Source organism: Streptomyces sp. NPDC027962 (genome assembly GCF_055566095.1).
Map to the genome: position 1 here is coordinate 220094 of NZ_JBVHTA010000001.1, position 24549 is coordinate 244642.

Genomic DNA, 24549 nt, shown 5'->3' on the forward strand with positions numbered 1-24549 from the left:
GCCGGGCCTGAACGGCCATCAGCCCCCCTGCAGTGCCTCTCCGCAGGACTTCGAACGGGTGTAGAGGGTCACCTGAGCCCCCTTCACCTGTTTTCGTGCGCACTCGTGGAACGCGGTGCGCAGCACCTCGCGCTTGACCGCTTCCTGCTCGAAGGCGTCCTCCGGCTGTCCCGGCGGGTCGCTCAGCACCACGATCCGGTCCATGGACGCCATGCGCCTGCCGATCTCGGCCGCCGGGAACTCCACGCCCTGGAGCGTTGCGGAGGCCCGCGGGCTCGACATCAGGGCGAGATCGACGAGTCCGGCGTACTCGTCGGGGCGGGAGAGTCTCCACTCGCGGCGTCGCGCGGGGGCGAAGACCACTCCGTCGCCCGGTTCGGAGAGGTGTTGCACCGCCTCCGCGATGGCCGTCACATCGTCCTTCCGGCTGTCGGGTGTCCTCATCTGCAACGTCACCGGAGTGAGCGCGAGCACCACGGCCACGGCCGTCGCCGTCACGGCAACGGAGCGGGCGGCCCGGCTCCGCAGCGGCGCGAGGGCGGACGCCGATGTGAGGAGTGCGCTCAGTGACGTACCGACGAGCAGCGAGAACCCGATGTTGGTGAACAGGACGTACCGGTCCACGTACATGGGCTCGTGGACCGCGGCCAGGAGCAGCACCGCCGTCGGAACGACCGCGAGCGGCAGTGCCAGGCGCGCGACGCGGGGCTGCCGTTCGAGCGAGGCGAGGTACCGGGCGCACAGGAGGGCCACGAGGGCCACTGCCGCGATCTCGAACCACTCCCTGGGCTTGGGCCCGCCGATCCACGAGACCTGGCCGGTCTGCCCCATGCCGAACAGGATCAGCGGGACGAGCCCGATGAACGCGCACCCGGCGGCCACTGCCCCGGACCGCCTGAGCCGTGGCGTCTCCCGTGAGAGGGCGACCGTGATGCCGTGTGCCAGAAGCGCGAGTGCCGCGAAGACGTGCAGCCAGCCCGCCACAAGGACGGCGCATGCGTAGCTCACCCCGACGCTCCCGGAAGCAGCGTCGGTCAGGGAGCAAGCCAGCAGATAGGTGGCAAGGGCGAGCAGAGCGCAGACCATCGCGTAGGAGCGCCCTTCCTGCGCGTACATCTGCACTTCGGGAGTGGCCGCGAACACGAGTCCGCTCAGCACTCCCGCCCGGCGCCCCGCGATGCGGCAAGCGGTCAGTCCGACGAGGGCGGCGGCCGCGGACACCGCCAGCACGGACGGCAGCCTGAGCGCGACAAGGCCGCCGTCCCATAGCGAGAAGAGGCCGTGCATGAAGAAGTAGTAGAGGCCGTGCACGGCATCGGCGTTGTCGAGCAGCTCCCATATCTCGGGGATGCTGCGGTGCGCGACCTGGTGGGTGACGGACTCGTCCCGCCACATCGACCCGTCCCGGGTCAGTCCCCACAGCCCGAGAACCAGGGCGAGGGCGGCCGGTGCCAGAACGGAGGCCGGCCGACCGGACGTTCCCGACGCGGCGTCCGGCGCCGTTCCCGGCGCCGTTTCCGCTGCCGGGCCGGGCCGCGACGGCACGGCAGGGTCTTCGGCCGGAGTCTGTTCCTGCAGGTCGATGGCTTCCCCCTCACAGCACCGGAACCGGAGGTTGCCCGTCCAGTTGCCGCCCCATACGCCCGCACCCGGCCCCCACGGTCTCCGGATGAGGAGCCTGTGGGCCGGGTGCGGGAGGCTGACGTGCAATCAGGCCTTCTTGGTCTCCAATTATATGGCCGGGTCGGCGACCTGCGGCGTTGACCGCGACAGATCGCTGACCTGGTCTCTCATGATGACCGGCGGTGGGAGCGCGGCCCGTGCGTACGCGAACGCCCCCGGCGGGGTGCGCCGGCCACCCAGCGTGCGCCGGCTGCGGGTCGGCGGACACAATGGCCGGATGCACTACCGCCTGCTCGGCCCCACCCAGGCACTTCACGACGACGGTACGCCCGTCGCGCTCGGCGGCGCCCGGCTGCGGGCGCTGCTGACCTCGCTGGCGTTGCGGACCGGGCGCGCGGTCCCGCTGAGTGTCCTGGTCGACGAGATCTGGGACGGGAACCCGCCCGCGGAAGCCGCCGGCGCGGTGCAGGCGCTGATAGGCCGGTTGCGCAGGGCGCTGGGACGGGACGCGGTGTCCTCCGCGGAGGGCCGTGCATACCAACTTCGCGCGGAGCGGGACGAGGTGGACCTGCACCGGTTCGACCGGCTCACAGACGAGGGGACGCGGGCACTGGCCGACGGCGACCCGGTCAAGGCGGCGGCACTCCTCGACGAGGCACTCGCGCTGTGGCGCGGCCCAGTACTGGCGGACCTGCCGGGGCGGCTCGCCGAGGCCGCCCGCTGGGAGACTCGGCGGCTCCATGCCCGCCGCACCCGGCTGGCCGCGGTGCTCGCGATCGGTGGCCGGGCGGAGGAGGCCCTCGCGGAGCTGGCGGAGTCGTGCGCCGCGTATCCGCTGGACGAACGGTTCCAGGAGCTGCGGATCGCGGCGCTGCGGGACGCCGGCCGCACCGCGGAGGCGCTCGCCGCGTACGAGGAGGTCCGCCGCACTCTCGCCGACCGCCTTGGCGCGGACCCCGGCCCACGGCTGCGCGCACTGCACGAGGAACTGCTGCGAACGCACGCGTACGAGCCGGGCGGTTCCCGGGCCCCCCACCCGGCGGCCGACGCCTTGCCCGGCGCGCGGCCGCCGGGCAACCTGCGCGCCAGGCTCAACAGTTTCGTCGGGCGCGAGCCCGAGTTGCGGGCAGTCCGGGAGGACCTGGCCCGGGCCCGCCTCGTCACGCTCGTCGGGGCCGGCGGCTCGGGCAAGACGCGGCTGTCCCAGGAGGTGGCCGCGCGGACCGTGGCGCGCCCGGACCATCCCTGGCCCGACGGCGTCTGGCTCGCCGAACTCGCGCCCGTGGAGGGCCCGGAGTCGGTTCCGGAGGCCGTGCTCAACGCCCTGGGAGGACGCGAGACCGTGCTGTGGGGCGCGGGTGCGGACGAACTCAGGGCGGGCGGCGAGCGGCAGAGCGGCGACTCCCTCGTCCGGATCGCCGAACACTGCGCGCGCCGGCGCATGCTGCTGCTGCTGGACAACTGCGAGCACGTCGTGGAGGCCGCAGCCACGCTCGCCGAGCGGCTCCTGGAGCGCTGCCCGGGACTCACGGTCCTGGCCACCAGCCGTGAACCGCTCGGCGTACCGGGCGAGTTGGTGCGCCCCGTGGGCCCGCTGCCCGTTCCGGTGGCGCTGCGCCTGCTCGCCGACCGCGGCGCGGCCGCCCGGCCCGGCTTCCGTGTCGACGCGGACGAGGCGACCTCTTCGGCGTCCGCCGAGATCTGCCGCCGCCTCGACGGACTGCCGCTTGCCATCGAACTCGCGGCCGCGCGGCTGCGGATGCTCACCGCCACCCAGATCGCCGACCGCCTTGACGACCGGTTCCGCCTGCTGACGAGCGGGGCGCGGACGGTGCTGCCGCGCCAGCAGACGCTGCGTGCGGTCATCGACTGGTCCTGGGACCTCCTCGACGCCTCCGAGCACTCGGTGCTGCGCCGCCTCTCGGTCTTCGCGGGTGGCAGCGACCTCGCCGCGGCGGAATCCGTCTGCCGGGACCCGGCCGACCACGCCCCCGCAGGGCACCCGGGCCCGGACGTCGCCGGGCTGCTGGGGGCGCTGGTCGACAAGTCGCTGGTCGTCGCGGTGCCCGGCGCGGACGGGGAGATGCGGTACGGCTTGCTGGAGACCGTCGCGGAGTACGCGGGCGAGCGGCTCGACGAGGCCGGGGAGCGGGAGGCCACCGAGCGCCGGCACCTGGTGCACTACCGGGAGCTGGCCAGGACCCTCGATCCCCGGCTGCGCGGCTCCGGGCAGCGTGCCGCGCTCGCCCGGCTGCAGCTGGAGCACGAGAACCTGCGGACCGCGTTGCGGCACGCGGTCGCCGCGCGCGACGAGCACGAGGGGCTCAGCCTGGTGCTGTCGCTCGCCTGGTACTGGCAGCTGAGGGATCTGCGCAGCGATGCCCGCCACTGGGCCGGTGCCGTCTCCGCCCTGGGGCCCGACCCGTTCGCGCCGCCCGTCGTACCCGCCCCGCCGCTGACGGAGCGCTGCACGGACGCTCCGCCGCCGCTGCGGCCGGAGCTGCTGGCGGAGGCGCGCCGACAGGCGCGGCTGGTGCGGATGGTCAACATGGATTACGCGATCGAGGAGTGGACGACCCCGGAGCGCCGGCGCCGGCTGGGCCGCGTGACCGAGGCCTACCACGCCGGTCTGCCGCAGGCATGCCGTTTCCCCGCCTCGCTGTGGTTCTTCGCCGTCCTCATCGCCGGCCACGGCGAGCACGTTCTGGAGGTCCTCGACACCACGGTGCGCACCGCGGAGGAGGCGGGCTACGACTGGGAGTTGGCGGCCGTGCTCCAGGTGCGCGCCAACGCCTTGGCCAACCGCACCCTGTGGGCGGGCGACGCGCGGCGCGACGCCGACCGCAGCCTGGAGATCTTCGAACGGCTCGGTGACGCCTGGGGTGCGGCGGAGGCGCTCTCCGCCCGCGGTGAGGCCCACGAGCGCAGTGGCGCGTACGAGGCGGCGGCGGACGACTTCCGCCGGGCGATCGACCGCGCGGCCGTCCTCGGCGCGCAGAGCCAGGTCTCCCTGCTGCGGGCCCGCCTCGCGGGCGTGCTCACCGAGACGGGCCGCGGGGCGGAAGCCGAGAGGATCCTGCGCGAGGTGCTGGCCGCCGGCCCCGAGAGCGGCTACGAGGCTGTGATCGCCGCCCGTCTGATCCTGGCCCTCCGGCTGACCAGGACCGGTCGTACCGCCGAGGCACGCAGCCAACTCGGGCTGCTGCTGGACGACTTCCGTACCGAGACGCTCGCCGTGTTCGAGGGGCTGGCCCACGGTGTCCTCGCCTGTGTGGATGTGCTCGACGGCGACTTCGACGACGCTCTCGCCCGCTGCCGCCGTGCGTGGGAGCTGGGCTGCACCCCGCTGTCCATGATGGTCAGCCCGCAGCTCTCGGCCTCCCAGCTGCTCACCGCGGCCCGGGCGCTGACCGGTCTCGGCGGCGAGGACCGGGCGCTGCGCGCGGCCCGGCTCGTCGGTGCGCACGAGGGCCTGCTGCCGCCCGGCCACTTCCTCAGCTCCTTCGAGCGGGAGAACCTGCGGCTCGCGGAGGAGTCCGCACGCGCCGTGCTCGGGGACACGGCGTTCGAGGCGGCGCGCGCCGAGGGCGGCGGCCTGAGTCTCGAGGAGGCCGCCGCCCTGCTCTGACCGGGGTGCGATCAGCGCTTCCCGCGGAACCGGGCCACCGCGAGCGGCGCCGTGACGACGGTGATGGCCGTAGCCCAGCCCAGCGTCATCCACACGGAGTGGGCCACCGGCCCTCCGTTGATGAGGTTCCGGGCGGCATCTGCGAGGTTGGACAGCGGGTTGTACTCGGTGAAGCTCTCCAGCCATCCCGGCATCGACGCCGGCGGGGTGAAGATCGACGAGGCGAACTGCAGCGGCATCAGCGCGAGCATGCCGATCCCCTGCACGGACTGGGCCGACTTCATCGCGATGCCCAGCAGCATGAAGATCCACATCAGGGACGCGCCGAACATCATGGACAGTCCCACCGCGGCGAGCAGGCCGAGCGCCGAGGTCCTGATCTCCAAGCCCACCAGGAAGCCGACGCCGAGCAGGACCGACGTCGCGACCAGCATCCGGCCCATCTCGACCACGATCTTGGCGATCAGCACGGAGGACCGTGCGATCGGCATGGTGCGGAAGCGGTCCATGACGCCCTTGTGGAAGTCCTCGTTCATTCCCGTGCCCACGGCCATGGCGATGTTCAGGCCCATCATGGCCATCAGCCCGGGGATCACATAGCCGGCGTACGCCTCGCGCCCACCGCCGATGAACGCGCCGACCGACCCGCCGAAGACGTAGACGAACAGCAGTGTGAACACGACCGGCATCAGCAACGCGTCGATCATGGACTGTGGATCGGCCTTGATCTGCAGGGCGTTGCGGCGCACCAGGGCCCCGATGTGGCGCAGGCCCGCCCGAAGGCCGATGCGGCCTTCCCCCGCGGCTACGGCAACGGTGCTCATACGGCGGCCTCCTGGTACACGTGTGTGCTCTTCTGACCCGTGATCGCCAGGAACACCTCGTCGAGGCTCGGCAGATGCGTGCCGACGTGAGCGAGGGCGAAGCCCCGTGATCCCATCAGGCTCAAGACAGCGGTCAGTTGCTCGTCGCTGAGGATCGGCACATGGAGCTGTCCCTCCTCCCCCAAGGCCCTCGCCCCCGCTACGCCGTCCAGCCCCGCCTCGGCGATCGCCGCCGCCATGGCCGTGAGCTGCGCCGGGTCGCTCGGCCGCAGTTGCAGGGTACGTCCACCGACCGTGGCCTTGAGCTCGGCCACTCTGCCTCCGGCGATGACCCGGCCGCGGTCGATGACCGTCAGCTCGTGGGCGAGTTGCTCGGCCTCCTCCATGTACTGGGTGGTGAGCAGCACCGTCGCACCGTCCGCGACCATGCTCCGCACCTCGTCCCAGACCTCGTTCCGGGTACGCGGGTCGAGGCCGGTAGTGGGCTCGTCGAGAAACAGCACGACGGGCCGGCCGATCATCGAGGCGGCCAGATCCAGACGTCGGCGCATCCCGCCCGAGTACTGCATCACCGGGCGGCCGGCGGCGTCCACGAGCGAGAACCGTTCCAGCATCTCGTCGGCCCGCCGCCGCGCCGCGCCGCGGGACAGGTCGAGCAGCCGGCCGATCATGTAGAGGTTCTCCCAACCGGAGAGCTTCTCGTCCACAGAGGCGTACTGCCCGGTCAGCCCGATGACCCGGCGCAGCTGCCGCGGCTGCCTCAGCACGTCGTACCCGGCGACCCGCGCCGTCCCCGCATCGGGCCGGACCAGGGTGGACAGGCAGCGTACGAGCGTGGTCTTGCCCGCCCCGTTGGGCCCCAGCACCCCGAGGACCGTGCCCTCCTCCACCGCGAGGTCCACCCCGTCCATCGCCACGGTCTCGCCGTAGCGCTTGACCAGTCCCCTCACCTCGACGGCCGGAGGCGGGCCGTGTCGGCGGTCGTCGTCGATTCGCGTCATGGCACCACCGTGGCAGCCGCCGCCGACAGATCGCCGACAAGTCGCCGACAGCCCGCCGACGTCTCTGGCGCCGTGGTGAACCTCCGACCTGTCTCAACGAGGATTCCGTGAACCTCAATACGGCGACCGCACTGGGGGCGCCGCAGGTCGAGAGGCTGCGCCGCCCGCAGATGGCGGCGAGGCTGTCGCCAAGGTCGACGTAGGTGAGGGCGTGGACGCGCTTGTACTTCTCGGGGTCCCAGCGCACGAGGGCGTCGCGGTGTTGGGTACTCGCCCGGCACAAAGCGGCCGCCCGTCCCCGGGCACCCCCGGGGGCGGGCGGCTTTTCGTTGTCTGTTGTGCGGTTCTCCCGCGTGGGAGACGCTTTGGGAGATGATCACGGGAAGCAGATGCGCACAGCTGTTGGCTTCTGCTGGTTATTGCTAGATCCCCCAGTGCTCCGCCGCACGTCAGAGGCATATGGCCTGGTGAGGCTCATGCCTTCTTGGTCTCTAGTGACGGGGCGGGTCGGTGACCTGCGGGGATCTTCCCTGTGGGGCGCTGACCTGGCCTTTTGCTGTTGGTTGGCGATGGGGTGCGACGGTCCTGATCGGGTGTCCTGCGGACTGTGTGCGGACTGCTGCGGCGGCGCACCGCCGTCGGAGCAGTGGTGGGGGCCACTCCTGGAGCGGGGTGTTGCTCCAGAAGGAGTGGGCCTTCTGCAGAAGCTCCTCGGTGGCGTCGCCGTACGATGCCGCACGGCTCAGCGCGGCGAAGGCTTTGTCGTAGAGGTCGAGCTCGCTTTGTTCCGCAATGTCCACGGAGGAGAGCCTCGCCAGCTACTGCCGACGCATCGACGGCCCAGGTCACTAGGGCTGGCGCCGCGACCTTGTTTTACGACGCGATCAGGGGCGTTTGTGGCGCGGGTCAGATGGTGAGAGTGGGCCAGGGGACGTCGGTTTCAACAGCGGCGGTGTAGTCGACGCCGGGGACAGAGAAGCCGTAGAGGCAGCGGACTTCGTCGCTGAACCAGCCGAGGTCGGCGAGTTCGATGATGGTGTCGCTGGTGGCGGTGCTCCAGCGTTCGGCGACGGCGTTCTGCACGGCGGGGTCGAGTTCCCAGGTGTCGAGGCGGACCCGGCCCTCGTCGTCGAGGTCGAGGGGGCGGGCGCCAGTCAGCTGGTCCCACAGCTCCACCAGCTGACCGATCGGGGACACCATGGCATCGCCGAGGACGCCGCGCAGCAGCCCTACGTACAGGGCGATGCCGGGGATGGCGGTGGAGGACTGGGTGACGGCGGCGGCGTTGACCGAGGTCACGGCACGGCCGCCCAGTGTCTTGGCGAGGCGTTCGTCCAACATGCGTGCGGTGGCTTCCAGGTGGGCTTTCGCGGCGCCGATGGTGCCCTGCCGGTAGATCGCCGCGGTGAGCGGCGAGCCGATGTAGGACAGGGCGGCGGTGGTGAAGCCGTCGGCGAGCAGAGACCGGTCGGCCAGGAACGTGACCCACCGCTCCCAGTCGGCGCCGCCCATCACCGCCACGGTCTGCTCGAGGTCGTCGCCCTCGGCCGGCGCGGTGGTGACCTCCTTCACCTCCGGGGCACCGTTCTCGTCGAAGACGAGCGTCTTGGTGGTGTACGCCGAGCCGATCGGCTTGAGGACCGAGGCATACACGTCGCCGGTGTCCGGGTCGGTGCGGCGAGGCGCGGCCACCGAGTAGATCAGGTAGTCGAGTCGTCCCCCGAACCGCTCGGTGAGGAGATCGGCGACCTGCTCCTTCATCGTGTCGCTGAACGCGTCGCCGTTGAGGAAGACCATGTCCCGACCGTGCTGTCGGGCCAGCCGGGCGGTGGCGGCGGTGCGATACCAGCCGGCCGTGCCGGTGCGCCGCGCGGGCGCCTTCTCGAAGCACACGCCGATGCCACGGATACCGACACGGGCCAGGCCCGCGATTGTAGCGGCCAGGCCGTACCCGGCGGACGAACCGATGACCAGAGCCACCGGCCCTTCGCCCCAGCCGGTGACCGGGGCGGGGACGGCCTCCCACATCTCGTCCACCAGCTGTCGGCAGCCGCCAGGATGAGAGTCGAGGAACAGAAAGCCCCGGCTCTTGGGCGCAATGACGCGTTCGCTCACGGTGTGGTGCCCCAGGTGTCGTCACGGACAAGGACGCGGCGGCGCCTCGGCCACCCCGGTCCTGCAAGTCTGCGACCGTGCTGATGAACACGGTGATCTTGACCGGCACAACGATGTGCAGCAGGGCTTGGAGGGTTCCCACTAGCTCTAACGGGGGGCAGTTGGTGGTACCAAGTGCCATCCCGCGGGGTAGGACCGAGCCTGCCGACCGGCAGGAACGTCGACTCAGGTCACTAGCTCCAGCCATCCAGGGAGACCGGCGGCCCGCCTCTGAGGTAGCGGTGAAGGGCGCTGGCGGTGGTCTCCACGAATTCCTCGGGGATGGCGTCGGCGTCGACCCAGCGAACCTGTGCGTGCTTGCGGGGCTCCCGGTTCTCGGGTTCGCCGGTCCATTCGTGGGCGGCGAAGACGACGGTGAGGAAGCCGTTGGGTGCTTCGACGCCCCAGGCGCCGTGGATGATGTGGGCGACCTTGAGGGACTCGGGCTTCACGGTGAGGCCCGTCTCCTCGTAGAGCTCGCGGACAGCGGTCTCCGTGATGGGCTCACCCGGTTCGCTCTTGCCGACGGGCAGGTCCCACATTCCCTGCGCGAACTTCGCGTTCTCGCTGCGCTGGAGGAGGACGACGCGGTTGGTGGCCTTGTCGTGGACGATCACGGCCGCGACCAGCAGGGTCATCGATTCGAGCGCCGGCTTGAGAGCCTTCGGCTGGTCCTCGGTCTGCTGGGCCACGGTTTTCCCTTCGTCGGGCGGGTTGTTGGGCATGTTAGGCGAGGGCCTCGCGAGCGCGGCGGGCGAGATCGGCGGCGCCGGGAACGCGGCGGCGCTGGTAGACCGCGAGGGTGGAGCGGATCGAGGTGATCGCCTTGCGGGTCCGGTCGGAGGTCATGCCCTCCATGAGGACCAGGCCCTGGGTCCAGGCGGCGACGGCCTCGTCGGCGCGGGCCTGGACGGCGAGGCTGTCGCCGAGGTCGGCGTGGGTGAGGGCGTGGACGCGCTTGTACTTCTCCCGGTCCCAGCGGGTGAGGGCGTCTCGGTGCTGCTGCTCGGTGCCGATGTGGTCGGCAAGATCGGTCAGAGTGCGGGCGGTGTGGCTGGCCACGGTGCCGGCGGCGGGGCCACTGACGCGGGAGTAGCTGGGCTGGGGGCCGTCGTCCCGTAGGAGGGCGTCTTCGGCGGCGAGCAGGGCTCGTGCGGCCGACGGGTTCTCGTCGGTGGCTGCGTAGGCGCGGGCGTGGGTGATGTGGAGGAGGGCCTCGGTCTGGCCGTCGACGCGGCCGAGGCCGCGTCGCAGGGCGCCTTCGACGAGGTCGACGCAGTGGTGGGGCTGTTTGAGGCTCAGGGCTTGGTGGGCGAGGGCGCGCATCATCCAGGCAGCGTGGCCGTGGGGGTCAGCTTCGCAGGCGAGCTTGTAGCCGACCTGGTAGTAGCGCTGGGCGGCGCCTTCCTGGCCGAGGTCGTGGTGCTTCCATCCTGCGAGGTAAGCGAGTTCGGCAACGGCGCCGAAGGCGGCCCGACGTAAGGCTTCGCTGGGGAAGCGCCCGCGCAGCATGGGGGCGGCGGTGTCGGCGAGGTACGCGGTGACGGTGGTCAGGCCGTGCCCGCCACCGAGGCGCTCGTCGGCCGCGCTGAAGGCCGCCGTGATCTGCCGGACGACGTCCACGTCCTCCGCACCGACCAGGGACGTGCCGGTACGGGCGCGGAGCATGCGGGCGGTGGCTTCGTGGTCGTAGCCGAGCGGTATGGCGACCCCGGCGGTGGTGAAGGCCGCGATGGCGAGGAAGCGACGGCGCTCGACGTCGGCGCGGCCCAAGTCGGTGACCGCGAGGACGGGGTCGGATTCCACCGGCTCCTCGGCATCACTGACGGGCAGGCCGATCTCGGTACGGGTGACCGTGCGCCCCGCTCGGCGGGACAGAGCCTCGGCCAGGTACTGACCTACTCGGCCCGAAGGGGCACGAGTGCCGTTCACCCAGTGCGAGATGGCCGACTTGTTGGTCTGGAGGATCTCGCCGTTCTCGGCGGCGATGCGCCGCACATCTCGGGCGAGAGCCTCGTAGGTGCAGTCGACCGCCGCGATGACGTCGCGCAGACGGGAATTGGGGTCTCTCTGCGCCGCCACGATCGCCTCCGCCCTGGAGCAGTAAACCGCGTATACCGCTTCAACTGCCTTCCACCGTACCCACTGAGCGTGACCACCGGTTCACTTATCAGCAGCCGCCCGGAACGGCGCGACCGTGATCCAGGCTCCCCCTTGGTCCGGGCGGCACCTCGAAGTTCCGTACGCCCACACCAGGCTCGGGCATTCCTGTGCCCGAACCTGGCCGATCAGAGACGGAGACACGGTGACCACCATCGACACCACGGCCATCACGGTCGAGCTGCCCGAGGCGTTCGACCCGCGCTGGAGCCGCCTGCCCGGCATCCAGGTCGACGGCCGGCGCATCACGATCGACCCGGCCGAGTACTTCTTCCGCTTCGAGTCGAGCACGTGGCTCGTCGCCGACTGGGAACTGGTCAAGGCCCAGCTCCTGGACGTGGACGAGACGACCGAGAGCGCGGTCGAGCAGCTCGCGCTCGACTTCATCAAGCAGCACAGCGAGTCCACCTCCGACGCGGCCCGCGTCCTGGCCACCGCGTACGAGGTGTACACGTACCTCTTCCGCGACGAGCACCTGGCCGGCCTCGGCCTGCCGCAGATCACCGCCGACCACCTGCGGATGCTCCGCGAGGCCGCCACGCTCATGGCGCTCAACAAGGTCGAGCTGGACGGGCACATCTCCAACGTCGGGCCGTGCTGGTTCTTCCCCGCCGCCACCTCCGTCGTCTTCGACCTGGACGACGAGACGGGCGGGATGCTCGACGAGGTCTACCACGGCGGCTGGTTCAACGAGCACCGGCGGATCGAGTCCATCAAGGCTCACGCCACGCTCGGCGGCCGGCTCGTGCACGGCTGCCAGTCCGTGCCGGACCAGTCCGGCGGCGTGGTCGCGCCCTACGGTGCCTCGATGGCGAACTTCCGCGACGACCTCGCCGCGTTCAAGGCGGGCTGGATCGAGCAGGTCTACGCCCACCGAGTGAACCCCGCCGCGTAACCCACCCGATCGGGCTCTGGGGCGGGCATCCCTCGCCCGCCCCGGACGCCACCGCCCATCCCCGGAGCCCTCCGTGACCACGAACCCCAGCGCCGAACTCCTCGACAACCTGCTCACCGCGACCGGCCAGACCACCGCCGCACGGAAGGAGGTACGCGTGTGGTCCATGTCTGGCGTCGAGCGCGTGGCCTTCCCCGACGGCACCACGGCCATCTTCAAGTACGCCAAGAAGCCGTTCGACGGCGAGGACCAGGCCCTCCGGCTGGCCCACACCCTCGGCGTTCCCGTCCCTCAGGTCCACGCCTCCGCCGTCCTGGACGGCTGGCTCGGCATGCTCATGGAGGACCTCGGACCGTCTGTCCGCGAGGCCGACGACCTCGACGGCGTCGCCGCGGCCGTGATCCTGCACGGAACCCGTACGGCTCCCCCTTTGCCCGTCCTCGACCAGGAGCGCCTGCACACACTGCCGGCCCGGGCGCTGGAACACCTCGGCCGGCTGCGCAAGGCCGACCGGTGGCAGGATGCCGACGACGTCGAGGACGCGCTCGACCAGATCGCCCAAGCCGCCGAGGCCCGCTCGGCCGGAGCAACGCTGGAACCGTTCGGCTGGGTGCACTCCGAGTTCCACCCCACCAGCCTCCACATCGGCGAGCGCGGTTGGCGGCTGCTCGACTTCGCCCGCGCCTTCACCGGCCCCGGTCTGCTCGACCTCGCCAGCTGGCACGGCACCATCGAGCCCCCGCACCCCGTACGCCTGCGCATCTTCCTGGAGCAGTACGTCACCGCCGGCGGCACCCCCGACGCCCTCGCCTCGCGCGGCGGGCTCACCGCTGAGAACTGGGCCTTGGGCTGGCACCGCATGTGGGCCGTCGAGTGGTTCATGGAGCAGTCGATCCGCTGGATCAACGACCCGGCAACCGACCCCGCCTACATCAAGGCCGTCCGCCGCCACCTCACCGACGTCCTCCACCTCCTGGAGATCTGACGTGCTCGCCCAGGCATCCCCCTGGCACGCCCACGCCGTTCAGCGCACCGCCGCCGGACTCGCCGAACCTCTCTCCGTACCCGCTCGTATGGAGTGGACCACGAGACCCGGCCAAGGTCCCGGCGCCGACGTCCTCAGCACTGACCTGCGCGGCAAGCGACTCCTGGAACTCGGCTGCGGCCCCGGCCACAACGCCGCCCACCTCGCCATCCGCCATGGCGCCCGTGTCACCGGCGTCGACCTGGTCGGCCTCCAGCCTGGGCGGGATCCTTGCCCGCCGGGTGATCTGGACCGCCGGCCGGGGCGGCGGCACGCAGCGCCGCTTCGACCCGGCGGTTGCTGGTCATGGATGCCGTGACGGCAGTCATCGCTAGGAGGAGGACGGCGGCGGCGTAGAGCGGGGTGCGGATGTCGTAGGTGGTGGCCAGCCCCCCGCCGAGGAAGGCCCCGATGGGGGCGGCGCACATGGCCAGCATGCGGGAGGTGGAGGCCACCCGGCCCATGAGGTCGGCGGGGACGATCGCCTGCCGTAGGGAGGGCGCGAGCACCATCGTGGCGCCCATGCCGGCCCCGCAGACGGCGAGCGCCAGCCCGGCCACGTGCGGGTTCGGGGTAGCGGCCAGGCCCAGGATGGCAAGCCCTTCGATGGCGGCGGTGCAGGTCAGTGCGGTGCCGGTGCCGAGTCGTCGGCCGAGGAAGGAGGCGATGCCCGCGCCGAGCAGGCCGCCGGTGGCCTCCGCCGTGAGGAGCAGGCCGAAGCCGTAGGCATCGATGCCGAGGCGGTCGTGCGCGAAGAGGGGGAGGACGGTCTCCACGGCGAGGAAGGCGACGTTCCCGACCGCCGGGCGGAGCGCGAGGCCGAGCAGCACCCGTTCTCGGAAGACGTACGAGGCCCCAGACCGCGCCTGCCGCAGCAGCGACTCGCGGGCCTCCGGCAAGGGCCGGGGCATGGCGGGCAGCGTACGTACGAGCAGTGCGGAGAGCAAGAACGACACCGCGTCGGCGAGCAGCGGAACCGCCCGCCCGAGCGCGAGCAAGGCGCTGCCCGCGGGCGGCCCCGCGAAGCCGGACATCGCGGTCTGGGCACCGCGCAGACGGGAGTTGGCGCGCTCCAGGAGCGCGGGGTCCCGGTCGAGTAGATCCGGCAGATAGGCCGTGGCGGCCGTGTCGAAGAAGAGCCCGCCGAGACCGAGCAGGAAGGCGACGGCCGCGAGCAGCGGAATGCTCAGCACGTCGAGCACGGCCGCCGCGGCCGGTACCGCGAGCAGCGCCGCACGGGCCGCGTCCGCGACCCACATCGTGCGCCGGCGGTCCCAGCGGTCCACCAGCGCACCGCCGAGCACCCCGAACAGCAGCCACGGCAGCGTCCCCGCGGCCGTGACGACGGCGAGCGCCATCGGATCCCGCGTCAGCGTCAGCGCGAGCAGCGGCAGCGCGGCGTGCGTCACCCCGTCACCGAGCGAGGAGACCGTCTGCGCGGTCCACAGCCGCCCGAACCCGGTCGGCAACTTCCGTATGTCCGAGGTCACTTGGCACCCCCTTCGGGCCGCTCGCCCTGTGCCGGGTGGAACAGCGCGAAGACGAGCGACGCGTCCGGAAGCGACGGATCGGACAGCTCCCGGTACTCGTCCGCCAGCGCCTGCAGCCGCGCCCCCAGTTCGGCGAACTGCTCCTCGGTGAGCCGCAGATGCGCCATCCGCACGTGCCGCTCGCCGTCCGAGGGCGACGCCTCCAGGTCCGCCACCGCGTGCCGCATCAGCACGTCGGGGCCTCCCTCGCCCGGATCCGGCAGCACGATCGACCGGGCAGCCATCGCGTAGTACCGCTCGGTGACCCCGCGGACCTTCCGCGTCCGCACCACCTTCACCAGACCGGCCCGCTCCAGCAGCCGCACGTGATAGCTGGAACTCCCCTTCGCAAGACCAACCCGCTCGGCGATCTGCGTGATCGTCGCCGGCTCGAAGCGGAGCACGGCCATGATCCGGTGACGCGTGAGGTTGGAGACGGCGCGTAGTTGCTCGTCAGTGGTGACGTGAAACGTCTCGGGAACATCATCGGTAGGCATGCGAGCAATGGTCAACACTTCTTGACCATTGAGCAAGGGGATTTCGCGCGGACTTCCAGAATCCGCTGAGGCCAAGCGAGACCTCCGCCAAAGGCTCCTACCCGCCACCTGGGCAGCGAGGTCGTCTGCGACATCGGCGTCGCACCCGTACGACCTGCCGAGTTCACCAATTTCACTGTCAGCCACGGCGCGGGTGGTGGAGCGGCGGGCGCGGTTGAAGGCCATTGCCGCTGCCCGCAGTTCCGCCTGGTGGGGGCCGGTCGTGGCGCTGGCGGTGTTGTACAGGGCGTCACCGAAGGCGGCCAGGTGGCCCTGGGCGGCGGCATCGTCACCAGAGTCGAGGACGGTGTGCGCCGCGCGTATGGCGGTGGTGGTGTGCCGCCATGGGTCGGCTGGGTCCGCCGCATACCGCGGGTGGTCGGCTACCTCCCGGTCGGAAAGGCGTTCGCGTAGGCGGTTGATGGAGAGGTCGGGGGCGAGTTTGGAGCCGCCGTACCAGACGGGTTCGCCGGCCGCGTTGGTGTCGCCGGGTGCGGCGAGGCTGTAGCCGATCACGTCGCCGGTCTCGGGGCCGAGGCGGGTTTTGACCTTGATGCCGAGGGACTGCAGGACGGTGAAGTAGTCGGCTTCGTTGTGTACGGCGTCGGCGACCGCGTACGCCTGCTCGCGCAGCCAGTGCCGTGCCGTGACCGTCTGGCCCTGGCGCTCAGCCTTGGCGCGTTCGGCGCCGGTGGGAGTGCGCGGTGCGGTGAGGTCACCGGACTTCAGGCGGCGCAGGCCGATGCGGAACCAAGCCCTCTGCGGCGCTCCGCAGAGGGGCCAGCCAGGCGGTCAGCCGGTCACGCAGCGCGTTCAGTTCCGGAACGGAGCAGCGGGAGCGGAAGGCAGCGATCTTCTCGCCGGGCTTGCGCTTCTGCATGCGCAGCACGATGGCACGGTCCATGATCGTCTCCGGCAGGTCGCAGATCCCGGCGAGCGCCGCCATGGCGAAGGTGGGAAACGCCGTCGGCTTGTGCTCCGGGCCGGAGATTCGCCAAGCGGGCCGGTTGCGCTGGTGCCCCGCGTTCAGCAGGCCGCGCAGGTCCTCCTTGTCGCCGGCTTTGGGGCCGAAGATGGTGTCGGCCTCGTCCACCAGCAGCGTCGGCGGGTCCTCACCGATGACGCGGAAGACCACCGCAGGCGAGGTGTTCACCGTCATCATCGGCCGGGACACGGTCTCGTGGAGCACGTCCAGGACACGGGACTTGCCGCACCCCTTGGTCGGCCCCACCACCGCCAGCCGCGGCGCGTGCGCGGCCGTGGAGGCGAAGGTCATCGCCTCCAGTCCGTGCCGCCGGATCACCCTTCCGCCCACGTCGGACGAGGAGGTCACCCCGCCCACGGTCGCCCAGGTCGAGGCCATGGCCCGGGTGATACCGCCGTACATCCGCGCGGCGATCGTCACGCTCGCCGGATCAGGCTTGCGGATAGGCGAGTTGCCCGGCCTCAAGGTGTCGGACGTCGACTTCAAGGAAGGCGCTATCCGGGTCGACCGGCAGCGGCTTCAGTCCGGGAAGATCGGCCCGCCGAAGACCGCGAAGTCCCGGCGTACGGTCCCTGTCGGAGAGGTCGTCACCGACGCGCTCCTCACACATCTCGCAGCGCGCCCATCCAGGGAGTGGCTGTTCACGATGGAGGAGGGGGAGCCGCTCAACTACCGCCGGTGGAAGACCGAGTGGAATGGCGCCCGCAAGGCGCTCCAGGCGGCCGAGAACGGGGCCGCCGAGCGGGAAGGCCGCAAGCCCGTCGAGCTGCCGCACATGGTTACCCACGACCTGCGGCACTTCTACGCCTCCGCGCTCATCGCCGGCGGCGCGAGCGTCAAGCAGGTTCAGCTGGTCCTCGGGCACGCGTCCGCCGTCATCACGCTGCGGATCTACGCACACCTGTGGCCCGGCGAAGAAGACCGCACCCGGGCCGTCATGGACGCCGTGCTCGGCGGCCTGCGGACCGGGTGCGGACAGCTAAGCGGCACGACCTGCGAAAGTGCAGGCCAGGCCGCCTAGAGGGAGATCAAGCCTTCTTGGTCTCCCAGAAGATCTTGTCGATCTGCGCGATGTAGTCCAGAGCCTTCTGGCCGGTCGCCGGGTCGGTGGACCCCTTGGCTGCCGAGAGGGCCTTCAGCGTGTCGTTGATGAGCTGGTGCAGCTCGGGGTACTTCTCGAAGTGCGGGGGCTTGAAGTAGTCGCTCCACAGCACCGAGACGTGGTGCTTGGCGAGCTCCGCGCGCTGCTCCTTGATGACCGTGGCGCGGGCGCGGAAGTGCGGGTCCTCGTTGGCCTGGTACTTCTCCTGGACGGCCTTGACCGACTCCGCCTCGATGCGGGCCTGGGCCGGGTCGTAGACACCGCAAGGCAGGTCGCAGTGGGCGCTGACCTTCACCTTGGGGGCAAACAGGCGGGAGAGCATTGAGCTGTCCTTCCTCGTGATCGTCTTCTCAGGTGGGACATTACTCCGTGAGGGACCCGTTTTCGCGGGTGCCCCCTTGGGCTTAGGTCAAAAGTCCGGGGTCCGTGCCGGACCGGTGGCCGAACATACAGTGGGCAGTCGGAGGTGGCCGATGACTGAGCAGGCGCGGGAGCCGAGGGCCCGGTTCGGGCTCGCCGAAGTGATGGGGCCGTCGATGGTGCCGACGCTGCTGCACGGCGACCATTTGCTGGTCGACTACCGGGCTCCGCTCCGGGCCGGCGACGTGGCCGTGCTCCGTCATCCGCTGCAGCAGGACCTTCTTGTCGTCAAGCGGCTGGTCGAGCGCCGCGGTGAGGGCTGGTGGGTGCTCGGCGACAACCCCGGCGCCGACGGCGACAGCCGGGTGTTCGGTGTGGTGCCGGCCGACCTGCTGCTCGGGCGGGTGCGCACCCGGTTCCGGCCGCTCGCGCGGGATCAGCGCTCGGTGCTCGGGGTGGTCTCCTGGCTGGCGTCCGCCGTGCGGCCCGTGCTCGCCGACCGCTCGGTCTCCAGGCGCTTGCGGGCGCGGTAGGCCGCCACGTTGGCGCGGGTGGCGCAGCGGTCGGAGCAGTAGCGGCGCGAGCGGTTGGTGGACGTGTCGAGGTAGGCGTTGCGGCAGGGGGCGGCCTGGCACAGGCCCAGCCGGTCGACGCCGTGCTCCGTCAGATGGAACGCCAGCCCCATCGCGGCGATCGCGGCGTATCCGGCGGTCGCGTTCGAGGGGTGATCGGCGAGGTGCATGTGCCACTTGGGGCGGCCGTCCTCGTCCCGGTGGTCGTGCCCGGAGATCTGCGGGCTGACGGGGAACTCCAGCAGCAGCGAGTTGAGCAGGTCCACGGCCTGGGTCTCATCGCCCGCGTCGGCCGCGGCGAAGACCGCGCGCAGCCGGGCCCGTACGGACCGGAACCTGGTGACGTCCGAGTCGGTGGCGCGGCGTGCGGCCTGGGAGGACGGGCCGAAGAGCTCGCGGACGGCCTCGACCGAGATGAGGGAGTCCTTGTTGCGAGCCGGCTCCTCGGTGTTGACCAGGCGCACGGCGTAGTCCGAGTAATAGGCCAGTTCCACTTGTAGTCCTTACCGCGGCGCTCTAGGGTAGAAGTAACGGCTGCTTAAGCTTCGAGGGTATTACGGACGGGAGGATTCCGGTGGGCGGGACGGAAACGGGTGCGGCGCCGGGTGAGGTGGCGGGCACCGACTGGACGGCCTGGCAGCAGAGCTGGGACCGCCAGCAGGAGTGGTACATGCCCGACCGCGAGGAGCGGTTCAGGGTGATGCTGGACATGGTTGAGGCCACGGTCGGCCCCGAACCGAGGGTGCTGGATCTCGCGTGCGGTACGGGAAGTATCACCGACCGGCTCCTCAGGCGATTCCCGAAGGCCACCAGTACGGGGATCGACCTCGATCCCGCGCTGTTGACCATTGCCCGGGGCTACTTCGCCGGGGACGAGCGCGTCACCTTCGTCACCGCCGACCTGAAGGACCCGGGCTGGGCGGCGACGCTGCCGCACGACTCGTACGACGCGGTGCTCACCGCCACCGCGCTGCACTGGCTCCACAGCGATCCGCTCGCCGCCCTCTACGGCCGGATCGCCGCGCTCGTGCGCGACGGCGGCGTCTTCATGAACGCCGACCACATGAAGGACGAGTCCACGCCCCGCATCAACGCCGCCGAGCGCGCCCACCGGCACACCGGCATGGACCGGGCCAAGGCGGCCGGCGTCCTCGACTGGGCGGACTGGTGGGCGCTCGCCGCCCAGGACCCGGTCCTCGCCGAGCCCACAGCCGAGCGGTTCCGTATCTACGGCGAGCACGCCGACGGCGACACCCCCTCCGCGCACTGGCATGCCGAGGCCCTCCGCGCGGCCGGCTTCGACGAGGCCCGCCCGGTGTGGGCGTCGCCCAGCGACGCGCTGGTTCTGGCACTGAAGTAGCGACGCGCGAAGGGGCGGTACGGACCCGGTCCGTACCGCCCCTGCACACGTCCGCGCTACAGCACCTTGGACAGGAACGACTTCGTCCGGTCGTGCTGCGGGTTGGTCAGGACGTCGCGCGGGTGGCCGGCCTCGACCACGACGCCGTCGTCCATGAAGACGAGCGCGTCGCCGACCTCGCGGGCGAAGCCCATCTCGTGGGTGACGACGATCATCGTCATGCCGTCCTCGGCGAGACCTCGCATCACGTCCAGGACCTCACCCACCAGCTCCGGGTCGAGGGCCGACGTCGGCTCGTCGAAGAGCATCAGCTTCGGCTCCATCGCCAGAGCACGCGCGATGGCGACACGCTGCTGCTGGCCGCCGGAGAGCTGGGACGGGTAGTTGCCGGCCTTGTCCGCCAGTCCGACCCGGTCCAGCAGTCGCAGCGCGCGCTCGCGGGCCACGGACCTCGACTCGCCCTTGACCTGGATCGGCGCCTCCATGACGTTCGCGAGAGCCGTCATGTGCGGGAAGAGGTTGAAGCGCTGGAAGACCATGCCGATGTCCCTGCGCTGCGCCGCGACCTCCTTCTCCTTCAGCTCGTAGAGCTTGTCGCCCTTCTCGCGGTAGCCCACGAGCCGGCCGTCGACCGAGAGGCGGCCGCCGTTGATCTTCTCCAGGTGGTTGATGCACCGCAGGAAGGTCGACTTGCCGGAGCCGGACGGGCCGACCAGGCAGAACACCTCACGGGGGGCGACCTCGAGGTCGATGCCCTTGAGGACCTTCACATGGCCGAAGGACTTGTGGACGTTCTCGGCCTTCACCATCGGCTGCGTCGTCTGGGAGCTCATACCTTCACGCCTCCGACGTTGCTCTGTACACGGAACGAGGACAGCTGCTTCCGCAGCCGCTGAAGCGGCGTCGGCGGGAGCGAACGGCTCGAACCGCGGGCGTAATACCGCTCAAGGTAGTACTGGCCGATGCTGAACACGGTGGTCAGCGCCAGGTACCAGAGCGAGATCACGATGTAGCCCTCCATGATGGCCAGCGTCCGGGAGCCGAACTCACGGCCCCGCAGGAACAGCTCGCCGTAGCCGATGGCGAACGCCAGCGAGGAGGTCTTGAGCATGTTGATGAACTCGTTGCCGGTCGGCGGAATGATCACCCGCATGGCCTGCGGCAGCACGATGCGCCGCATCGTCTTGCCGCCCTTCATGCCGAGCGCGTGCGCCGCCTCGGTCTGCCCCGAGTCGACCGACTGGATGCCGGCCCGGCAGATCTCGGCCATGTACGCGGCCTCGTTCAGGCCGAGCGCCAGCAGCGCCGCCACGAACGGCGTCATGACCTGGTTCATCTCGTCCTTGTAGATGAAACCGAGGTCGAGGTACTGGAAGACCAGCGAGAGGTTGAACCACAGCAGGATCTGCACCAGCACCGGGGTGCCGCGGAAGAACCAGATGTAGCCCCAGGCCACGGAGGAGAGCACCGGGTTGGGGGAGAGCCGCATGACGGCCAGGATCGCGCCGAGGACCACGCCGATCACCATCGAGTAGATGGTGATCTTGAGGGTCTCCCAGGCACCCCAGGCGAACGTGCCGTTGGTGATCTGCTCACCGACGACGCTCCACTGGATCTGGGCGTCCGCGAACGCCCTCACCAGCAGGGCGAGGAGTCCGAGCACCACGACGGCGCTGATCCAGCGCCCGTAGTGGCGTACCGGAACCGCCTTGATGGGTCCTGAGTGTGCGGCCGGGACCTTTTGGGGGGAGGCGGTCCCGCCGTCGTCCGGTGGGACGTCGGCGGGCGCCTTGTCGAGGGGGTCAGTCACAGGGTTGCTGCCTTACATGAGGGAGGTTGCGGCGAAGAGCGGTCGTCACGTGCCCGCGTTGACCGTGGCCTTCTCGATGGCGCCGCTTTCGGCCTTCCACTCCTTCAGCACCTCGGCGTACGAGCCGTCGTCGATGATCTTCTGGACGGCGGCCTGAAGGGCGTCACGAAGCTGCGGGTTCTTCTTGCTGACCGCGATGCCGTACGGCGCGGCGTCGATCTGCTCGCCCGCGACCTCGAAGAGCTTGCCGCCACCGGCGTTCAGCTCGTTGTAGAGGGCGACCGGGAAGTCGGTGATCACCGCGTCGGCACGCTTGGTCTGGAGCTGCGTGATCGAGTCGGTGTCCTGGTCGGAGATGAACGGCTTGATCTTGTCGGAGCCGCACTTCTTCTGCGTCTCCTTCAGCAGGGTCTCGTTCGCCGTGCCGCGCTGGGCGGCGACCGTCAGACCGCACAGGTCGTCCAGCGTGCTGACCTTCTCGGGGTTGCCCTTCTGGACCAGGATCGCGGAGCCGGCCTGGAAGTAGTTGACGAAGTCGGCGCCGCCCTTGGCGTCGTCGGTGGCGCCCTGCTGGCGCTCCTTGGTGTCGGTCATCGACGACATGACGATGTCGGTGCGGCCGTTGTTCATGCCCAGGACGAGCTGGTCGAAGGTCGAGTTCTGGAACTTGAACTCGACGCCGAGGACCTCGCCCAGCGCCTTGGCGATGTCGATGTCGACACCCGCCGGCTTGTTGTTCTCGTCCATGAACTCCATCGGCGCGTACGCGATGTCGGACCCGACGTTGATGACGCCCTTGTCGCGGATCTCCTGGGGGAGCTTGTCGGCGAGCGGCGCGGCCGAGGCGTTGCCCTTCGTCTCCGACTCCTTGGGGCCGCTGTCCGTCTGGTCGCCGCACGCGGTCAGCAGCATGGCGCCGGCGACCGCGATGGCGCTGACCGCGGCTATCCGGGACTTGGCGGCGGTCGTACGGCGCGTGGTGCTTGCGGTCATGATCGAGGTCCTCCGGCGGGTGAAAGTGGAGTTACCAGGTCGTACTGCACTCATCTTCGAGTGTCGCGACCTTGTGTGTTTTCGGCATCTTGCCATTCGGACGAGCCCATTCAGGGGGCCACGCATGTCAAAATCGGGTAACGGGATACCCCCGAACCCCGGCGGGCCGGTACATCAAGGCCGGACCATTCGCTGGAAAGCATCCTTCCGGCCGGAAAATCTCCGGCCGTCCTGCCTTCTGGGCGGGTTGCGCCGCACCTGGTGCGCTTGTCCGGGTTCACGGCTATGAACCACGTCACCGAGGCGATACCGACTCGTCCGGGGCGTGGTCCGTCCGGTAAGAAGGATCCTTACACCCCTCATCCGGGGCTCAGGGCGCGTGTGCGGCGCGCCCGCGCGTGCGTATCACCCCCTGCCGGGGCGGGCCAACCGTTCCAGTGCAGGTGACGGACGCGGTGCCCGCCCACCCCTCCTCAACCAGGAGTGGCCACCCTCAACTGATGAAGACTTAAGGGGTCAACCAACATGGCAGCGGAGATCGTCAATCCTCGCAGCGACAACGCCAACACGGAGAGTGCCGACGAGCCCTTCGATCCGGCGTTCGCGCTGCACCGCGGCGGCAAGATGGCCGTCCAGGCCACCGTGCCGGTGCGGAACAAGGACGACCTGTCCCTCGCGTACACACCCGGCGTTGCCAAGGTGTGCACCGCCATCGCCGAGCAGCCCGAGCTCGTCCACGACTACACCTGGAAGTCGCAGGTCGTCGCCGTCGTGACGGACGGGACGGCGGTGCTCGGTCTCGGAGACATCGGACCGGAGGCCTCCCTTCCGGTCATGGAGGGGAAAGCGATCCTCTTCAAGCAGTTCGGCGGCGTGGACGCGGTCCCGATCGCCCTCGCCACCACCGACACGGACGAGATCATCGAGACCGTCGTGCGTCTCGCGCCTTCGTTCGGCGGAGTGAACCTCGAGGACATCTCGGCACCCCGGTGCTTCGAGATCGAGCGCAGGCTCCAGGAGCGCCTCGACATCCCCGTCTTCCACGACGACCAGCACGGCACGGCGGTCGTGACGCTCGCCGCGCTGCGCAACGCCGCCAAGCTGACCGGGCGCGAGCTCGGCGAGCTGCGCGGCGTCATCTCGGGCGCGGGCGCGGCCGGGGTGGCCATCGCGAAGTTCCTGCTGGAAGCCGGTCTCGGCGATGTCGCGGTCGCCGACCGCAAGGGCATCGTCAGCCGTGACCGCGAGGACCTGACCCCGGTCAAGCGCGAGCTCGCCGAGATCACCAACCGGGCGGGGCTCTCCGGGTCGCTGGAGACCGCGCTGGCCGGCGCGGACGTCTTCATCGGCGTCTCGGGCGGCACGGTGCCGGAGGACGCGGTCGCGTCGATGGCGCCGGGCGCGTTCGTCTTCGCCATGGCCAACCCGAACCCGGAGGTCCACCCCGACGTCGCGCACAAGTACGCGGCCGTCGTGGCCACGGGCCGCTCGGACTACCCGAACCAGATCAACAACGTCCTCGCCTTCCCCGGCATCTTCGCGGGTGCGCTGCAGGTGCGGGCGTCCCGGATCACAGAGGGCATGAAGATCGCGGCGGCGGACGCGCTGGCGGACGTCGTCGGCGACGCGCTGTCCGCGGACTACGTCATCCCGTCGCCCTTCGACGAGCGCGTCGCGCCGGCGGTCACCGCGGCGGTGGCGGCGGCTGCGCGTGCGGAGGGGGTCGCACGTCGCTGACGTGTGACGACCGGATCTCGGGTCGGGCCGCGTTGTCCCCGTGCGGGGGGTGACGCGGCCCGCTTCTTTTGCCCGTGCCGGCCGCGGTGGGCGGGGGCGCCGGCCCCGGAGCCCGCGCGTGGTCGGCGGGGGCGCGAGCCTGCGCGGCTCGTAGGGGCTCGTAGGGGCTCTGCCCCGAGCCTCAATGGCCGGCGAAGGTTGGGCGGCCCCGCCGGTGGGGCCTGGTATCTCCCGGCGGGGCTGGAGTTGCCCGCGT

General features: G+C 70.7%; 20 protein-coding genes and 4 pseudogenes. 8 read left to right on the forward strand and 16 right to left on the reverse strand.

What is annotated here, in order from left to right; genetic code table 11:
• Positions 1–18: 18 nt before the first annotated feature.
• On the reverse strand, positions 19–1545 hold the full coding sequence (locus ACZ4SA_RS01030) for a glycosyltransferase family 39 protein (RefSeq protein ID WP_468268120.1): 1527 nt from the start codon (positions 1543–1545) through the stop codon (positions 19–21).
• Between the two features lie 355 nt (positions 1546–1900).
• Here ACZ4SA_RS01030 and ACZ4SA_RS01035 point away from each other — a divergent pair, with 355 nt between their 5' ends.
• Positions 1901–5251 carry an AfsR/SARP family transcriptional regulator gene (locus ACZ4SA_RS01035; RefSeq protein ID WP_468268123.1) on the forward strand — a complete coding sequence of 1117 codons (3351 nt, stop codon included), beginning with the start codon at positions 1901–1903 and terminating at the stop codon, positions 5249–5251.
• A gap of 11 nt (positions 5252–5262) precedes the next feature.
• On the opposite strand, the gene ACZ4SA_RS01040 is transcribed toward ACZ4SA_RS01035, so the two are convergent.
• The 6 genes from ACZ4SA_RS01040 to ACZ4SA_RS01065 form a co-directional block, all read right to left on the reverse strand.
• Entirely contained in the window at positions 5263–6075 is an 813-nt protein-coding gene (locus tag ACZ4SA_RS01040; RefSeq protein ID WP_468268126.1) for an ABC transporter permease, read from the reverse strand.
• Positions 6072–7076, reverse strand: coding sequence for an ATP-binding cassette domain-containing protein (locus ACZ4SA_RS01045; RefSeq protein WP_468268129.1), 1005 nt, complete (start codon positions 7074–7076; stop codon positions 6072–6074). The genes ACZ4SA_RS01040 and ACZ4SA_RS01045 overlap by 4 nt, the downstream gene beginning before the upstream one ends.
• A 491-nt stretch (positions 7077–7567) precedes the next feature.
• Positions 7568–7876, reverse strand: coding sequence for a hypothetical protein (locus ACZ4SA_RS01050; RefSeq protein ID WP_468268132.1), 309 nt, complete (start codon positions 7874–7876; stop codon positions 7568–7570).
• Positions 7877–7982: 106 nt separating this feature from the next.
• Positions 7983–9191 carry an enoyl-[acyl-carrier-protein] reductase FabV gene (gene fabV, locus ACZ4SA_RS01055; RefSeq protein ID WP_468268135.1) on the reverse strand — a complete coding sequence of 403 codons (1209 nt, stop codon included), beginning with the start codon at positions 9189–9191 and terminating at the stop codon, positions 7983–7985.
• A gap of 233 nt (positions 9192–9424) precedes the next feature.
• The gene (locus tag ACZ4SA_RS01060) at positions 9425–9955 is read right to left on the reverse strand and encodes an NUDIX domain-containing protein (protein ID WP_468268138.1); all 531 of its coding nucleotides are present in this window, start codon (positions 9953–9955) and stop codon (positions 9425–9427) included.
• 1 nt (position 9956) lies between these two features.
• Positions 9957–11312, reverse strand: coding sequence for a tetratricopeptide repeat protein (locus ACZ4SA_RS01065; protein WP_468268141.1), 1356 nt, complete (start codon positions 11310–11312; stop codon positions 9957–9959).
• A 223-nt stretch (positions 11313–11535) separates the two neighbouring features.
• Here ACZ4SA_RS01065 and ACZ4SA_RS01070 point away from each other — a divergent pair, with 223 nt between their 5' ends.
• The 3 genes and pseudogenes from ACZ4SA_RS01070 to ACZ4SA_RS01080 all read left to right on the forward strand — a co-directional run.
• Entirely contained in the window at positions 11536–12285 is a 750-nt protein-coding gene (locus ACZ4SA_RS01070) for a hypothetical protein (RefSeq protein WP_468268144.1), read from the forward strand.
• 73 nt (positions 12286–12358) lie between these two features.
• The gene (locus ACZ4SA_RS01075; protein ID WP_468268147.1) at positions 12359–13270 is read left to right on the forward strand and encodes a phosphotransferase family protein; all 912 of its coding nucleotides are present in this window, start codon (positions 12359–12361) and stop codon (positions 13268–13270) included.
• Position 13271: 1 nt separating this feature from the next.
• Positions 13272–13535 (forward strand): annotated as a pseudogene (locus tag ACZ4SA_RS01080) (SAM-dependent methyltransferase); the annotation flags it as partial.
• Here ACZ4SA_RS01080 and ACZ4SA_RS01085 read toward each other — a convergent pair.
• From ACZ4SA_RS01085 to ACZ4SA_RS01100, 4 genes and pseudogenes are all read right to left on the reverse strand, one after another.
• A complete protein-coding gene (locus ACZ4SA_RS01085) occupies positions 13498–14799 on the reverse strand; it encodes an MFS transporter (protein WP_468268150.1) in 1302 nt (433 codons plus the stop codon). The pseudogene ACZ4SA_RS01080 and the gene ACZ4SA_RS01085 sit on opposite strands and share 38 nt — an antisense overlap.
• Complete coding sequence (locus tag ACZ4SA_RS01090; RefSeq protein WP_468268470.1) at positions 14796–15335, reverse strand: ArsR/SmtB family transcription factor; 540 nt, start codon at positions 15333–15335, stop codon at positions 14796–14798. The genes ACZ4SA_RS01085 and ACZ4SA_RS01090 overlap by 4 nt, the downstream gene beginning before the upstream one ends.
• A gap of 186 nt (positions 15336–15521) precedes the next feature.
• Positions 15522–16115, reverse strand: a pseudogene (locus ACZ4SA_RS01095) (relaxase/mobilization nuclease domain-containing protein); the annotation flags it as partial.
• Positions 16093–16626 (reverse strand): annotated as a pseudogene (locus tag ACZ4SA_RS01100) (DUF3631 domain-containing protein); the annotation flags it as partial. The pseudogenes ACZ4SA_RS01095 and ACZ4SA_RS01100, both read right to left, overlap by 23 nt.
• Position 16627: 1 nt before the next feature.
• Between ACZ4SA_RS01100 and ACZ4SA_RS01105 the strand changes: the two are divergent.
• Positions 16628–17380: pseudogene (locus ACZ4SA_RS01105) on the forward strand (tyrosine-type recombinase/integrase); the annotation flags it as partial.
• A 7-nt stretch (positions 17381–17387) separates the two neighbouring features.
• On the opposite strand, the gene sodN reads toward ACZ4SA_RS01105, so the two are convergent.
• On the reverse strand, positions 17388–17783 hold the full coding sequence (gene sodN / locus ACZ4SA_RS01110) for a superoxide dismutase, Ni (protein ID WP_100109020.1): 396 nt from the start codon (positions 17781–17783) through the stop codon (positions 17388–17390).
• 130 nt (positions 17784–17913) lie between these two features.
• On the opposite strand from sodN, the gene sodX reads away from it, so the two are divergent.
• Positions 17914–18354 (forward strand): nickel-type superoxide dismutase maturation protease, encoded by a 441-nt coding sequence (gene sodX, locus ACZ4SA_RS01115; protein ID WP_468268154.1) that lies wholly within the window; start codon positions 17914–17916, stop codon positions 18352–18354.
• Here the strand turns inward: sodX and ACZ4SA_RS01120 are convergent.
• A complete protein-coding gene (locus ACZ4SA_RS01120; protein ID WP_468268157.1) occupies positions 18258–18887 on the reverse strand; it encodes a CGNR zinc finger domain-containing protein in 630 nt (209 codons plus the stop codon). The genes sodX and ACZ4SA_RS01120 overlap by 97 nt on opposite strands.
• A 74-nt stretch (positions 18888–18961) precedes the next feature.
• Between ACZ4SA_RS01120 and ACZ4SA_RS01125 the strand changes: the two genes are divergently transcribed.
• Entirely contained in the window at positions 18962–19753 is a 792-nt protein-coding gene (locus ACZ4SA_RS01125; protein WP_468268472.1) for a class I SAM-dependent methyltransferase, read from the forward strand.
• A 56-nt stretch (positions 19754–19809) separates the two neighbouring features.
• Here the strand turns inward: ACZ4SA_RS01125 and ACZ4SA_RS01130 are convergent, their stop codons facing one another.
• The 3 genes from ACZ4SA_RS01130 to ACZ4SA_RS01140 are packed head-to-tail and all read right to left on the reverse strand — an operon-like array spanning position 19810 to position 22556.
• On the reverse strand, positions 19810–20586 hold the full coding sequence (locus ACZ4SA_RS01130; RefSeq protein WP_356636204.1) for an amino acid ABC transporter ATP-binding protein: 777 nt from the start codon (positions 20584–20586) through the stop codon (positions 19810–19812).
• Complete coding sequence (locus tag ACZ4SA_RS01135; protein WP_468268161.1) at positions 20583–21563, reverse strand: amino acid ABC transporter permease; 981 nt, start codon at positions 21561–21563, stop codon at positions 20583–20585. Before ACZ4SA_RS01135 ends, ACZ4SA_RS01130 begins: the two co-directional genes overlap by 4 nt.
• Positions 21564–21608: 45 nt before the next feature.
• Entirely contained in the window at positions 21609–22556 is a 948-nt protein-coding gene (locus ACZ4SA_RS01140) for an ABC transporter substrate-binding protein (protein ID WP_468268164.1), read from the reverse strand.
• Between the two features lie 525 nt (positions 22557–23081).
• On the opposite strand from ACZ4SA_RS01140, the gene ACZ4SA_RS01145 reads away from it, so the two are divergent.
• Positions 23082–24293: an NAD(P)-dependent malic enzyme gene (locus ACZ4SA_RS01145; protein WP_468268168.1), complete on the forward strand. Its 1212-nt coding sequence runs from the start codon at positions 23082–23084 to the stop codon at positions 24291–24293.
• Positions 24294–24549: the final 256 nt, after the last annotated feature.

What these genes read in the sequence shown, in the direction of transcription:
- ACZ4SA_RS01035 (WP_468268123.1), top strand. Translation starts at nt 1,901, where the DNA reads ATGCACTACCGCCTGCTCGGCCCCACCCAGGCACTTCACGACGACGGT.
- ACZ4SA_RS01040 (WP_468268126.1), bottom strand. Translation starts at nt 6,075, where the DNA reads ATGAGCACCGTTGCCGTAGCCGCGGGGGAAGGCCGCATCGGCCTTCGG.
- ACZ4SA_RS01045 (WP_468268129.1), bottom strand. Translation starts at nt 7,076, where the DNA reads ATGACGCGAATCGACGACGACCGCCGACACGGCCCGCCTCCGGCCGTC.
- ACZ4SA_RS01060 (WP_468268138.1), bottom strand. Translation starts at nt 9,955, where the DNA reads ATGCCCAACAACCCGCCCGACGAAGGGAAAACCGTGGCCCAGCAGACC.
- ACZ4SA_RS01090 (WP_468268470.1), bottom strand. Translation starts at nt 15,335, where the DNA reads ATGCCTACCGATGATGTTCCCGAGACGTTTCACGTCACCACTGACGAG.
- sodN (WP_100109020.1), bottom strand. Translation starts at nt 17,783, where the DNA reads ATGCTCTCCCGCCTGTTTGCCCCCAAGGTGAAGGTCAGCGCCCACTGC.
- ACZ4SA_RS01130 (WP_356636204.1), bottom strand. Translation starts at nt 20,586, where the DNA reads ATGAGCTCCCAGACGACGCAGCCGATGGTGAAGGCCGAGAACGTCCAC.
- ACZ4SA_RS01140 (WP_468268164.1), bottom strand. Translation starts at nt 22,556, where the DNA reads ATGACCGCAAGCACCACGCGCCGTACGACCGCCGCCAAGTCCCGGATA.
- ACZ4SA_RS01145 (WP_468268168.1), top strand. Translation starts at nt 23,082, where the DNA reads ATGGCAGCGGAGATCGTCAATCCTCGCAGCGACAACGCCAACACGGAG.